Consider the following 13,237-nt stretch of genomic DNA (forward strand, 5'->3'; position numbering starts at 1 on the left):
GACGGGTCGAGACGATGCGGACGAGCGGCATGCTCGGCCAGCTGATCCGATTCGGCATCGCGGGTGGCATCTCGACGCTGATCTATGCCGCGGTGTACCTGCCGCTCACCACCTGGATGTTTCCGCGGGAGCACGCGGTCTACGCAGTGCCGTTCGCCTTCGCCGTGGCGGTGACCGCCGGCTTCTTCCTGCACAGCCGCTGGAGCTTCAAAGGCCATGGCACCCGCCATCCGGGCGTCCGCCAGCAGCTGCAGTTCGTGGCGGTGCAGGGATCGGGCATGGCGCTGAACGCGGCGATCACCTGGGTGGGGACGGCCCTGTTCGGGCTTCCTGCCTGGGCGCCGCTGCTTCCGGCCGTGGCGCTCGCCACGATCTTCACCTTCATCCTCAACCGCTGGCTGGTGTTTGGCTGATATGGACCGCGTCATCTACGATCGCATGGCAGCGCATGACTCCACCCACTGGTGGTATCGGGCCCGTCGCGACATCCTTGCCGACTATATCGGGCGTTATGCGGGGCTGCCGAAGGACGCGCGCATCCTGGAGATCGGCTGCGGTACCGGCCACAACCTGCCGATGCTCGCCGCGTTCGGCGACGTGGATGCGATCGAGATCGACGCGGCCGCGCGCGACATCGCCAGCGCGCGCCTCGGCAAGCCCGTGGGCGAGGCGCCGCTTCCCGAGCTCACCGGGGTTCCGGAAGGCCATTACGACCTGATCGCGGTGCTCGACGTCGTCGAGCATATTGAGGACGATGTCGCGGCACTCGCGGGCATGGCGCGCCGGCTGAAGCCGGGCGGCAAGATCCTGGTCACCGTGCCGGCACACCAGTGGATGTGGAGCGCGCACGACGTGGTGAACCACCACCACCGCCGCTATTCCAAGGCGACGCTGGCAAAGGCGATCACCGACGCGGGCCTTGCCCACAACGGCCTGCGCTATTTCAACTCGCTGCTGTTCCCGGCCGCGCTTGCGGCCCGTGCCGTCGGCAAGCTGACCGGCAAGGACGACAGCGACGATTCGCCGCCGGCGAAGCCGCTGAACCTTGCGTTCGAGAAGATCTTTGCGCTGGAGCGGCACCTGGTGGGTCGCATGCCCCTGCCGCCTGGGCTGTCGCTGATCACGCTGCTGTCGCGGGCGGGCTGACCTCCCGCACGTCTGCCCCCGCCTAAATCAGAATCGTTCGTGCTGAGTAGGGGCTGAGCTTGTCGCAGCCCCGTATCGAAGCACCGGTGGCGGTCCTTCGATACGCCATTTCGACTTCGCTCAATGGCTACTCAGGACGAACGGGTATACTCCGCGTCCTCACGCCTACTCCGCCGCGCCGGGTCCGCGGGGTGCGTAGATGACTTCGCCCGGCTCGCCGGCGCGATAGCCGAGCGAGGCACGGCCCTGCACCGGGCCCGCCACATCGGCGACGAGGTAGAGCGGCCGGCGCTTCGATTCGACGTAGAGCCGGCCGAGATACTCGCCGATCATGCCGAGCACGAACATCTGCACCGCGCCCAGGAACACCACCACCAGCATGGTGGAGGTCCAGCCCTGGACCGCATTCCCCATCGCCCAGCCGATCGCGATGTAGAGCATCAGCAAAACCGAGGCGCCGGTGAGCACCAGCCCCATGTGGCTGGCGAGCCGCAGCGGCGCGGTGGAAAAGCCCGTCATCGCGTCGAACGCGAAGCGCATCATCTTGGCCAGCGGATATTTGGTTTCGCCAGCGTGGCGCTCGGCACGATCGTAGAGGAACGGCACCTGGCGGAAGCCGACCCAGGCGACCATGCCGCGGATGAAGCGCGCCTGTTCGGGAAGCGACAGGAAGGCGTCGAGCGCACGCCGGCTCATCAGCCGGAAGTCGCCGGTGTCGAGCGGGATCGGCGTGTCCGTGACGCGATCAAGCACGCGGTAGAAGATCGCCGCCGTCAGCTTCTTGAACAGCGACTCGCCCTCGCGCTTGCGGCGCACGGCGTAGACTACGTCGGCGCCCTCGCGGACCATCGTCTCGCGCATGTCGGACAGCAGTTCGGGCGGGTCCTGAAGATCGGCGTCGAGGATCAGGATCTGCTCGCCCGCGCACAGGTCCAGCCCGGCGGTGAGCGCCAGCTGGTGGCCGTGGTTGCGCGAGAGATTGATGGCGACGACGCACGGGTCAGAAGCGGCGATGCGCTGCATGACCGGCCAGCTGCCGTCGCGCGAGCCGTCGTTGACCAGCACGATCTCGTGGCTGCCCCCCACCGCGGCATGGGCCGCGGCGGAGACGCGCGCGTGGAGCGCGTCGAGACACGCTTCTTCATTGTAGCAGGGGATCACGATCGAGAGCGCAGGCCGGTTCATGGGCCGGCGCGATACTCCAACTCTGCGCCGAACGGAATTGTCTGTGCGACGGTCAGCGCGGCAAGAGTCGCGAAAGCTGGGGCAGCAGTTCGCGACCGAGGAAGCCGATGGGCCCGTTCGCCATCGCCAGCGCCGCCCCCGCCTCGCCATGCAGCCACACGCCCCAGCCGGCGGCGACCAGCGGATCGGCCCCGCGCGCGATCAACCCCGCGATGGCGCCCGCGAGCACATCGCCCGAGCCGCCCGTGGCGAGCCCGACGCCGCCGCCCGCATAGCGCAGCAGCGTCCGTCCGTCGGGTGCCGCGACCAGCGTGCTGCTGTCCTTGAGCAGGACCACGGCCTGAAACCGCTCTGCCGTCCGCAGGGTCACACCCTCGCGGTCCCTGGCGATCTCTTCGGGCTCGCAGTCGCACAGCGCCGCCATTTCGCCGAGGTGCGGCGTGAGAACCAGCCTGCCCCCGAAGGCGGAGGCCAGCCGCTCGACGAGCGGCCCGGCACAGGCGACCGCGGCGGCGTCCAGCACCAGTGCCGCATCCTCCGGAGGATCGTCCGCGAGTTGCTCGACCAGCCGGATCGCCGCCGTGCGATCCGAGATGGCGGGCCCGAGCACGATGGTGTCGCAGCGCCGCGACTCTTGCGCCAGCGCGCCGGCCTCGCCCGCGATCTCGCCCTCCGCGTCCTCCTGGAGCGCGGTCACTCCGGCTTCGGGCATGGCAACGCCCAGCATCGGCGCTGCCGAAGCGATGGTCGCGAGCATCAGCTTGCCGGCGCCGACTCGGAGCGCAGCCTCACCGGTCAGGAGCAGCCCGCCCGGCACCCGCCGCGAGCCACCGACCGCCAGCACGCGTCCCCGGCTGTTCTTGTCGGTGCCCTCGCCATGGACGGGCAGCGGGTTCGCGGCCAGCCAGGCGCTGTCGATTGCCGTCGGCTCGCTCATCCGCGCACTCCGGCGCTGCGGTCCGGTTCGGCGGTGACCGCGACCGCACTTTCCTCGACCGGCGCCGTCTCGTTGTAGCGGACGAGCGCCAGGCCGCCGTAGCGGCCCTTGTCCGGATCATAGCGGTATTCGGTGACGGAGCAGTTCGCCACGTCTCCCTCCCGATCGATGCCCAGGATCTCCGCCTCGCTCATCCGCTCGATGACGTAGCGCAGGCAGAGCACCACGACCTGGTGCGCGACGATCATCACCCGGCGGCCACCATAGTGCAGCCCCACCGTGTCCATCAGCGAGCGCAGGCGGAAGATGACGTCGCACCAACTCTCGCCACCCGGCGGCCGATGGTAGAATTTCCCGAGCAAGCGGCGAAACTCCGCCTGTTCGGGCTGGAGCGTGACGATGCCGCTGGTGGTCAGGCCATCGAGGATACCGAACTCCTTTTCGCGGAGTCGCTCGTCCGGGCAGATCGGCTCTTCGGGAATGGCGGTGCCGCCCTGCTCGCGGAACAGCCGCGCCGTCTCCATCGCCCGGGCATAGGGGGAGGCGAGCAGCACCTCCGGCCGGCCGTGCGCCTCGCCCCGCGCAAACCAGCGGCCGAGCGCGCGCGCCTGCTCCTCGCCGCGCGGGGAGAGCGGCACGTCCACGTCGCGGGTGCCCACGGCGATCCGCGGGGCGCCCGCCGCGTGGGCCGCGTCGCGCGCCACATTGCCCGCGCTTTCCCCGTGCCGCACGATCCAGAGGCGTTCGGGCCAGGCGGGGGGATGGGCGGTCGGCATGGACGGTGGCTCCTGCGGCATCTTCGCAGGAAGGAAGCGGCGAACCCCGGAGGGAGTTCCAGAACTCCCTCTTTTTGCGACCCTTTCGCAGGTAAGAACCCGCACTTCCCACAGCCGCACCCCCTTGCTACAGCCCGCCCGAATCTCGCATTCGCTTTTGATGGCGGCGCGCCCGAGCGGGACCCCCTCCCGCCCCTCCGTCCGCGCCGCGCAGACTGGAAGGACAAGTCCACCTATGACCGCCATCGGCCAGGACACGCTCGGCACCCGTGATACGCTCACGGTCGGCAGCAAGAGCTACAGCTACTACAGCCTCGCCAAGGCTTCGGCGAAGCTCGGCGACATCAGCCGCCTGCCCTTCTCGATGAAGGTGCTGCTGGAGAACATGCTCCGCTTCGAGGACGGCACCACCGTCACCCCGGCCGATGCGCAGGCGATCGTCGACTGGCAGAAGGATGCGCGCTCCGACCGCGAGATCCAGTACCGCCCGGCGCGCGTGCTGATGCAGGACTTCACCGGCGTCCCTTGCGTGGTCGACCTGGCCGCGATGCGCGACGCGATCACCAAGCTCGGCGGCGATCCGGCCAAGATCAACCCGCAGGTTCCCGTCCATCTCGTCATCGACCACTCGGTCATGGTCGACGAGTTCGGCACGCCCAAGGCGTTCGAGCAGAACGTCGAGCTGGAGTACCAGCGCAACATGGAGCGCTATGAGTTCCTCAAGTGGGGCTCCAAGGCGCTCAACAACTTCCAGGTCGTGCCGCCGGGCACCGGCATCTGCCACCAGGTGAACCTGGAATATATCGCGCAGTCGGTCTGGTCGTCGCAGGCGACCGACGGCAGCGCCATCGCCTATCCCGACACGCTGGTCGGCACCGACAGCCACACCACCATGGTGAACGGCCTGGGCGTACTCGGCTGGGGCGTGGGCGGCATCGAGGCGGAAGCCGCCATGCTCGGCCAGCCGGTGTCGATGCTGATCCCGGAAGTCGTCGGCTTCAAGCTGACCGGCGCGCTCAAGGAAGGCATCACCGCCACCGACCTGGTGCTGACCGTCACCCAGATGCTGCGCGCCAAGGGCGTCGTCGGCCGCTTCGTCGAGTTCTACGGCCCGGGCCTGTCGTCGATGACGCTCGCCGACCGCGCGACCATCGCCAACATGGCGCCGGAGTATGGCGCCACCTGCGGCTTCTTCCCGATCGACGAGAAGACGATCGACTATATGCGCCTGACCGCGCGTCCGGAGGAAGTGATCGCGCTGACCGAGGCCTATGCCAAGGCGAACGGCTTCTGGCACGAGGCCGGCCGCGAGGACCCGATCTTCACCGACACGCTCGAACTCGACATGGGCAGCGTCGTCCCCAGCCTCGCCGGCCCGAAGCGCCCGCAGGACCGCGTCAGCCTGAACAAGGTGGACGAGGTGTTCAACGGCGACCTCACCAAGCTCTACAAGAAGGAGCAGCCGGAGCGCGTCGCGGTCGAGGGCAAGGACCACGACATCGGCGACGGTGACGTCGTGATCGCGGCCATCACCAGCTGCACCAACACGTCCAACCCGTCGGTGCTGGTCGCCGCCGGCCTGGTCGCCCGCAAGGCGCGCGCGCTGGGCCTCAAGCCGAAGCCCTGGGTCAAGACCTCGCTGGCGCCGGGTTCGCAGGTGGTGACCGACTATCTGAACAAGGCCGGCCTGACCGAGGACCTGGACGCGATCGGCTTCAATCTCGTCGGCTATGGCTGCACCACCTGCATCGGCAACTCGGGCCCGCTCGCGGCACCGATCAGCCAGGCGATCAACGGCAACGACATCGTCGCCGCCTCGGTCCTGTCGGGCAACCGCAACTTCGAAGGCCGCGTGTCGGCCGACGTGCGCGCCAACTTCCTCGCCTCGCCGCCGCTGGTGGTCGCCTATGCGCTGAAGGGCACCGTCACCCAGGATCTGATCGAAACCCCGATCGGCCAGGGCTCGGACGGCCAGGACGTGTTCCTCAAGGACATCTGGCCGACCAACCAGGAAGTCGCCGACCTGATGGCGGCGAACATCGACGACGAGATGTTCCGCTCGCGCTACGGCAACGTCTATGCCGGTGACGAGCATTGGAGCGCGATCTCGGTCGAGGGTTCGGACACCTACAGCTGGCCGACCAGCTCGACCTACATCCACAACCCGCCCTATTTCGAAGGCATGTCGATGACGCCGGCGCCCGTCGCCGACATCATCGAGGCGAAGCCGCTGGCGATCCTGGGCGACTCGATCACGACCGACCACATCTCCCCGGCCGGCTCGATCAAGGCGGACAGCCCGGCGGGCAGCTTCCTCCAGGAGCACCAGGTCGCGCGCAAGGACTTCAACAGCTACGGCGCCCGCCGCGGCAACGACGAAGTCATGGTCCGCGGCACCTTTGCCAACATCCGCATCAAGAACGAAATGGTGCCGGGCGTCGAAGGCGGCATGACCCAGTATGAGGGCGAGGTGATGCCGATCTATGACGCAGCCATGCGTCACAAGGCGGACGGCACCCCGCTGGTGGTCGTGGCCGGCAAGGAATATGGCACCGGCTCGTCGCGCGACTGGGCGGCCAAGGGCACCAACCTGCTCGGCGTCCGCGCCGTCATCGCCGAGAGCTTCGAGCGCATCCATCGTTCGAACCTGGTCGGCATGGGCGTACTGCCGCTTCAGTTCGCGGAAGGCGTCACGCGCCAGACCCTGGGCCTGACCGGGGACGAGACCTTCACCATCCAGAACGTCGCGGGCCTGCGCCCGCGCCAGGACGTGGAGGTCACGCTGGTCCGTGCCGACGGCACCACCGAGACGTTCCAGGCCCGCTGCCGGATCGATACCGTCAACGAGCTCGAGTATTTCCTGAACGGCGGCATCCTGCACTACGTGCTGCGCAAGCTCGCTGCCTAAGCAGCCGCCGGACGAGCGAGAGGGGCGTGGGAAGGAAGCTTCCCGCGCCCCTTCTTTTTGCCCCTTTGCCCGCGAAATGAGCAGCTTGCAGGGCGGCTGCCTAATTCCCCTGCAGAGGTGCGGAATTTACGCGCACGCCGACGTTGCAAGAACTGCAACTGCACCAATAAACCTTCGCAATTGCGTAAAGCCGTGCTGCGGCGCACAAAGCACGTGCCTTTCAGGCATCCTCTCCTAAACCTTTCAAGGCCGGCCCTCGGGTCGGCCCTTTTTTTTGTCCGCCGTTCTGCTATGCGCATGGCACTGCAGCCGCCGAACGATAATAATCACTGGGAGCGGAGCCGCCGGTAAACCGGCATGACGGCGGGTGCAGCGTGGGGGATCGAGCTGCCACCAGCGCCTGCTCTCCCCCACGAGCATCCTCTTTTTTGGTTCGACGGCCGGCCGGACCGCCTGCCGCCAGGCCGGGACACTGCTGCCCGGACGCGCTACAAGCGCACCATGACGTTCCGCCTTCACATCCCCGAACAGCCCAGCCCCGAAGATCGCGAGGCGGTGCTTGCGCCGCTGCGCGCCTACAACGAGCAGATGGCAGGGCCGGCGAAGGCCGAACCCGTGGCGATCCTGTTGCACGATGAAGACGGCAAGAGCGTGGGCGGCCTGTGGGGCCGCAGCGGCTATGACTGGCTGTTTGTCGAGTATCTGGCGATACCTGAGGCGTGGCGCGGCCAAGGGACCGGGAGCGCACTGATCGCCGAAGCGGAACGGATCGCCCGGGCGCGCGGCTGTTGCGGCCTGTGGCTGGACACCTTCGCCTTCCAGGCCCGCGGCTTCTACGAGAAGCTAGGGTTCCGCGTGTTCGGGACGTTGGAAGACCACCCGCGCGGCAGCCGGCGGTTCTTTCTCAGCAAGCGGCTGGAGGGTTAGGCTTCCAGGAGCCCCGATCCCTTCGCACCAGGGTACGGAGGGAATTCAGGTGCGGCGCAGCGCCCTGCCTGCCACCGCGTCCAGCCGCGCCACCAGCGTAGGATCCCGCATCGACGGCGCGGTCATGAGGGCGGAGTCGAGGCAGGTATCGATGGGGGACGCCGGTCGCTCCTCCGGCAGAGCCGCGACCAGATGCTGCACGAGCGACCGCGCCTTCCGTGCATTGGCGTCGAGCTGCGCGAGGATCTCGGCAGTGTCCACCGCCTCCCCTTCGCGCCAGCAGTCATAGTCCGTGACCATGCCGACCAGCGCGTAGGGCAGCTCCGCCTCGCGCGCGAGCTTGGCCTCGGGCATTGCCGTCATGCCGATCACCTCGCAACCCCAGCTGCGGTAGAGCCGGCTCTCGGCACGGGTCGAGAACTGCGGGCCTTCCATCGCGAGATAGGTGCCGGTCGGCGACACGACGGCACCGGCCGCACGGGCGGCGTCGGCGGCGAGCGCCGACAGGCGCGGGCACACCGGATCTGCCATCGAGACATGCGCCACCAGTCCTGGGCCGAAGAAGCTCGACACGCGTCCGCGAGTCCGATCGATGAACTGATCGACCACGGTGAAGCTGCCGGGCGGCCGATCCTCGACCAGCGATCCCACCGAGGAAATCGCCAGCACGTCCGTCACGCCCAGGCGCTTGAGCGCATCGATGTTGGCGCGGGCGTTGAGGTCGGAGGGCGGGATGCGATGCCCGCGGCCGTGGCGCGGCAGGAACACCACGCGGACATGCCCCATCCGCCCGACGTAGCAAGCGTCGGACGGCGAGCCCCACGGCGTTTCCACCGTCTCCCACCGTCCCTCTTCCACCCCTGCGACCGCGTAGAGACCGGAACCGCCGATGATGCCGAGCGTCCAGCCGCTCACGCCGCCACGCCCCCCGTCAGGCGGGGTTGAAGACGCCGCAGGCGATTCGGCCGCCGCTGTTGCCCGAAGGATCGGTCATCAGGTCGTCCGCGCTCGCATGCACCACGAACGCCGAGCCATCGGCATCGAGCAGGCCGTCGAAGGTGCCGCCCTGCAGCGTGAATTCGATCGAGCCGGTGCCGTCGGTGCCGACCAGCAGGTTGGGCATGTCGCCCGCGTGCGGCCCGGCCGGGTTCTTGGTGCCGTGCTGCCGGGCGGTCGGGTTCCAGTGGCCGCCCGCCGTCGTGAAGTCCGGCGCATCGCAACGGCCGGTGGTGTGCACATGGGCGCCGTGCGGCCCCTGGGGCAGCCCGGTGACGCTGAGGGCGATGCGGACGCCGCCGGGGACTTCCGTCGCGGTGGCCGTGCCCGCCGGCGCATTGGCCGCGGTGCGCAGCATCGCGGTCGCGACGCGCGGGGCGGCGGGCGCTGCGCTGCTATCGACGGGAGCGGTCTGCGTGCAGGCAGCCATCAGGCCGGTCGCGGCGAGCAGGGCTAAGTGCGTCTTCATCGTCGTTCCCCTTGTTTGTTGCCAGTTCAATGGCCGATCCCGGTGGCAGTTCCGCGTCACCCGGGCATCGGCCCCGCAATCAGCATCGGGTCGAGCCGACGCCCCTTCCAGACCATGCCCCAGTGGAGATGCGGGCCGGTCGCGCGGCCCGTGCTGCCGACCGCACCGATCACCTCGCCCTGGCGGACGCGCTGCCCGGGCCGGACGTCGATCCGCGAGAGGTGAAGAAATGCGCTGCTGAGCCCCATGCCATGGTCGAGCATCAGCAGATTGCCCTCCAGGGTAAAGGGCGAATCGGCCGCCAGGATCACCACGCCCTCTGCCGGCGCCGTCACCGGAGCGCCGGTGGGCTTGGCCACGTCGACGCCCGAATGGTAGCTGCCGGGCTCGCCCGCATAGATGCGCTGAGACCCGAAGCGGCCGGAGATGCGCCCGGTCGCCGGCCATTGGAAGCGTTGGGACCAACCTTGCGCGCCGGTCTCCTGCTTGCGGGCGGCGGCGATCTGGGCCAGCTCGGGCGGGCGGCGGCGCTGGAACTCGGCGCTGGGCTGGCTGACCTTGGGAAGCGTCGGCAGCCGCTCGATCTGCCAGGCGCGCGGGGCGACGCTGAGCGTCTCCACCTGCTCGCGACCGTCCGCATAGCGCGCGACGAGCCGGGCGGTGGGGCCCGCGTCGCGATCGAAGGCGATCAGGAAGCGGCGGTCCGGTGCGAGCGCGATCGGCTCGCCGTCGAACGTCAGCGACGTCACCCCTGCCGGCGCGGTGCCGACCAGCATGCCGCCCTGGATACGCTGGCCTTCATAGCGGAACGGCGCAGGGGCCGCCGGCCGCGGCGCAGGCGCGACCGCCACGGCCGCGGGCGACGCCTGAACCGGCTGGGCCCGGCCGGCCGCTTCCGGCACGACGGCGCAGCCGGGCAGCGCCGCCATCAGCCCCGCTGCGAGTGTCGCGCCTGCGCGCAGCCTCACGCCGGACGCATCGCCGCGGTTGCGGCCTCCGCTGTGGCATAGGCTTCCTGCCGCTCGGCGCTCCAGTAATGGAGCTCCTCGAGCGGGATCTTCTCGCCGGTGCGGGCGCAGACGACGTGGTCGCCCGGCGACAGGACGCGGAACCCGCCCGAAAGATAGTGGAGGCGCGCCTGGCGCGAGCTGTTCGACATCAACATCCGGTAATCCATAGAGGCATCAGAGCAAGCTCGGCTGCTCGGGCTTGTCCGAAGGATAGGGCTTGCCCCCGGCGCGCTCAACCCGTGCGTCCACCACGCCATCGCGGAAGTGGAGCTTCAGGCCGCCCGCAGCCCGGGCGGCGGCGGCGGAGTCGATCGTCTTGCCGGTGCCCCGCGCCTCGACGCGGACATAGCCACGCTTGAGGAGATTGTCGGGATTGACGCTTTCCAGCAGCCGGCCGACCGATGCGAGATGCTGGCGGCTGCGATCGAGCTGGCGGTCCAGCATCGCGGGCCGCAGCACCGCCGACTGGCGATCGAGCGTCCGCCGCGCCTGCCCCAGCCGCCGCTCCAGCCCCAGACCCAGCCGCTGGGCGAGGTCGTCCACCCGCTGGCGCTGCGGCCCCAGCAGCGCGTCGCGCCGCGGCAGCACGCGGACGAGTGCTGCCAGCCGCTCCTCCCCGCGCTGGTGATAGCGGCGGACGCAACGCTCGGTCCGCATCGCGTGGCTCTGCACGGTGTGGCGCAGGTCGGCGAGCACCGGCACCGCAAGCTCCGCCGCCGCGGTCGGGGTCGGCGCGCGCAGGTCGGCGGCGTGGTCGCAGAGACTCGTGTCGGTCTCGTGCCCCACCGCTGAGATCACCGGGATCGAGCAGTCGGCGACGGCGCGGACCACGGCTTCCTCGTTGAACGCCCACAAATCCTCGATCGAGCCGCCACCGCGCGCGACGATGAGGAGATCGGGGCGCGGCACCGGGCCGCCGGGTTCGATCGCGTCGAAGCCGCGCACCGCCCCTGCGACCTGCTGGGCGGCGCCCTCCCCTTGCACCTGCACAGGCCAGACGATGACATGGCTCGGGCAACGATCCTCCAGCCGGTGAAGGATGTCGCGGATCACGGCACCCGTAGGCGAGGTGACGACGCCGATCACCCGCGGCAGGAAGGGCAGCGGCTTCTTGCGGGCGGCATCGAACAACCCCTCGGCGCCGAGCTTGGCCTTCAGCTTCTCGAGCAGCGCCATCAGCGCGCCCTCGCCCGCCAGCTCCATGCGATCGATCACGATCTGGTATTTGGAGCGGCCCGGGTAGGTGGTGAGCTTGCCCGTGGCGACCACCTCAATGCCGTCCTGCGCCTGGAACGGCAGCGCGGCGGCGGCCCCGCGCCAGATCACGCCGTCGATGACCGCGCTCTCGTCCTTCAGGCACAGGTAGACGTGGCCGGAGGCGGCGCGCTTGTAGCCCGAAATCTCGCCGCGCAGGCGGACATGGCCGAACTCCCCCTCGACCATGCGCTTCAGGCGGCCGGCAAGTTCGCTGACGCTGACGGGTGCGGCGTTGTCGCCGGGGATGGGCTCGGCTACGAGCCGCCCCGATGAAAAGCCGGAAAAAGGATCGGGCATGAACGTCCTGCTGGTGGGCTCGGGGGGGCGCGAACATGCGCTCGCATGGCGGCTCGCACAATCTCCGCTCCTCGATAGGCTCTATGCCGCGCCAGGCAACCCCGGCATTGCCGAGCATGCCGAATGCGTGCCGATCGCCGCGACCGACCAGGCGGCGCTGCTCGCCTTCTGTCGCGAGCACGAGGTGCGCTTCGTGGTGGTCGGGCCCGAGCAGCCGCTGGTCGAAGGCCTTTCGGACCGGCTGCGCGAGGCGGGCATCGCCGTGTTCGGCCCCTCGGCAGCGGCGGCACAGCTGGAAGGCTCCAAGGGCTTCACCAAGGATCTGTGCCAGCGCGCGAACATCCCGACCGCGGGCTATGTCCGGGTGACTTCGCTGGAGGCGGCGCGCAACGCGCTCGGCACGTTCGGGCTGCCGGTCGTCATCAAGGCGGATGGCCTGGCTGCCGGCAAGGGCGTGACCATCGCCAGCTCGCCGGAGGAGGCAGACGCGGCGCTGGTCGCGCTGTTCGACGGGCCGGGTGCCGAGGCGGTGATCGAGGAGTTCCTGACCGGGGAGGAAGCGAGCCTGTTCGTCCTGACCGACGGCACCAGCTACCTGCCCTTCGGATCGGCGCAGGACCACAAGCGCGTCGGCGACGGCGACGTGGGCCCGAACACCGGCGGCATGGGCGCCTATAGCCCCGCACGGGTGCTGACGCCGGAGCTGGAGCAGTTGGCGATCGATACGATCGTGCGCCCCACCATCGAGAAGCTGGCCGAGGAAGGCATGCCCTACAGCGGCGTCCTCTATGCCGGGCTGATGCTGACGCCGCTCGGCCCCAAGCTGATCGAGTATAACGCGCGCTTCGGCGATCCCGAATGCCAGGTGCTGATGATGCGGCTGGAAAGCGACCTGCTGGAGATCATGCTGGCGACGGCCGAGGGTCGGCTGGCAGGGCACAAGGTGCGCTTCTCCGACGACCCCGCGCTGACCGTCGTCGTGGCGGCGCGCGGCTATCCGGGCACGCCGGCGGCCGGCGGCACCATCACCGGCATCGACACCGCCGAGGCGCATGGCGCGCGCGTGTTCCAGGCCGGCACCCGCCGCGAGGGGGAGGCGCTGGTCGCCTCGGGCGGCCGCGTGCTGACGGTCACCGCCACCGGCCCCAGCGTCCGCGAGGCACAGGCTGCGGCCTATCGCGCCGTCGACCGCATCGCCTTTGCCGACGGCTTCTGCCGGCGCGACATCGGCTGGCGCGAAATCGCGCGCGAAGAAGGCTAAGCGCCTCAACGCCTTGAGGATGGCGGCTGCGCCGCTATGTTCTGCCTCCGGCCGCGGTTTGGCCGGCC

Annotated in this window: 13 protein-coding genes; 5 read left to right on the plus strand and 8 right to left on the minus strand. The window is 69.5% G+C overall.

All coding sequences use genetic code 11. The features are described 5' to 3' along the window. Positions 1-29 precede the first annotated feature (29 nt). Positions 30-413 (plus strand): GtrA family protein, encoded by a 384-nt coding sequence (locus VPH46_RS06005; RefSeq protein ID WP_416610016.1) that lies wholly within the window; start codon positions 30-32, stop codon positions 411-413. A 1-nt stretch (position 414) separates the two neighbouring features. Next, entirely contained in the window at positions 415-1,146 is a 732-nt protein-coding gene (locus VPH46_RS06010; RefSeq protein ID WP_416609676.1) for a class I SAM-dependent methyltransferase, read from the plus strand. A gap of 165 nt (positions 1,147-1,311) precedes the next feature. Here the strand turns inward: VPH46_RS06010 and VPH46_RS06015 are convergent, their stop codons facing one another. From VPH46_RS06015 to VPH46_RS06025, 3 genes are read right to left on the minus strand one after another with little or no spacing between them, the layout of a single operon-like run. Beyond that, complete coding sequence (locus tag VPH46_RS06015; RefSeq protein ID WP_416609678.1) at positions 1,312-2,331, minus strand: glycosyltransferase family 2 protein; 1,020 nt, start codon at positions 2,329-2,331, stop codon at positions 1,312-1,314. A 52-nt stretch (positions 2,332-2,383) separates the two neighbouring features. Beyond that, the gene (locus VPH46_RS06020) at positions 2,384-3,268 is read right to left on the minus strand and encodes an NAD(P)H-hydrate dehydratase (protein ID WP_416609680.1); all 885 of its coding nucleotides are present in this window, start codon (positions 3,266-3,268) and stop codon (positions 2,384-2,386) included. Beyond that, positions 3,265-4,044: a histidine phosphatase family protein gene (locus VPH46_RS06025; protein WP_416609682.1), complete on the minus strand. Its 780-nt coding sequence runs from the start codon at positions 4,042-4,044 to the stop codon at positions 3,265-3,267. The genes VPH46_RS06020 and VPH46_RS06025 overlap by 4 nt, the downstream gene beginning before the upstream one ends. Before the next feature lie 235 nt (positions 4,045-4,279). On the opposite strand from VPH46_RS06025, the gene acnA reads away from it, so the two are divergent. Both acnA and VPH46_RS06035 read left to right on the plus strand, forming a co-directional pair. Beyond that, the gene (gene acnA / locus VPH46_RS06030; RefSeq protein ID WP_416609684.1) at positions 4,280-6,952 is read left to right on the plus strand and encodes an aconitate hydratase AcnA; all 2,673 of its coding nucleotides are present in this window, start codon (positions 4,280-4,282) and stop codon (positions 6,950-6,952) included. A gap of 501 nt (positions 6,953-7,453) precedes the next feature. Next, positions 7,454-7,879 carry a GNAT family N-acetyltransferase gene (locus tag VPH46_RS06035; protein WP_416609686.1) on the plus strand — a complete coding sequence of 142 codons (426 nt, stop codon included), beginning with the start codon at positions 7,454-7,456 and terminating at the stop codon, positions 7,877-7,879. A 45-nt stretch (positions 7,880-7,924) separates the two neighbouring features. Here the strand turns inward: VPH46_RS06035 and mtnP are convergent, their stop codons facing one another. From mtnP to xseA, 5 genes are read right to left on the minus strand one after another with little or no spacing between them, the layout of a single operon-like run. Then, entirely contained in the window at positions 7,925-8,794 is an 870-nt protein-coding gene (gene mtnP, locus VPH46_RS06040) for an S-methyl-5'-thioadenosine phosphorylase (RefSeq protein ID WP_416609688.1), read from the minus strand. Positions 8,795-8,810: 16 nt separating this feature from the next. Continuing rightward, complete coding sequence (locus tag VPH46_RS06045; RefSeq protein ID WP_416609690.1) at positions 8,811-9,344, minus strand: superoxide dismutase family protein; 534 nt, start codon at positions 9,342-9,344, stop codon at positions 8,811-8,813. A gap of 56 nt (positions 9,345-9,400) precedes the next feature. Continuing rightward, positions 9,401-10,273 (minus strand): M23 family metallopeptidase, encoded by an 873-nt coding sequence (locus tag VPH46_RS06050; protein WP_416610018.1) that lies wholly within the window; start codon positions 10,271-10,273, stop codon positions 9,401-9,403. 35 nt (positions 10,274-10,308) lie between these two features. Then, complete coding sequence (locus tag VPH46_RS06055; protein WP_125962004.1) at positions 10,309-10,509, minus strand: DUF2093 domain-containing protein; 201 nt, start codon at positions 10,507-10,509, stop codon at positions 10,309-10,311. A 19-nt stretch (positions 10,510-10,528) separates the two neighbouring features. Further along, positions 10,529-11,908 carry an exodeoxyribonuclease VII large subunit gene (gene xseA / locus VPH46_RS06060; protein WP_416609692.1) on the minus strand — a complete coding sequence of 460 codons (1,380 nt, stop codon included), beginning with the start codon at positions 11,906-11,908 and terminating at the stop codon, positions 10,529-10,531. Here xseA and purD point away from each other — a divergent pair. Then, the gene (purD, locus tag VPH46_RS06065; protein WP_416609694.1) at positions 11,907-13,169 is read left to right on the plus strand and encodes a phosphoribosylamine--glycine ligase; all 1,263 of its coding nucleotides are present in this window, start codon (positions 11,907-11,909) and stop codon (positions 13,167-13,169) included. The genes xseA and purD overlap by 2 nt on opposite strands. Positions 13,170-13,237: the final 68 nt, after the last annotated feature.

Source organism: Sphingomonas sp. MJ1 (PH-R8) (genome assembly GCF_048058635.1).
Taxonomy (GTDB): domain Bacteria; phylum Pseudomonadota; class Alphaproteobacteria; order Sphingomonadales; family Sphingomonadaceae; genus Sphingomonas.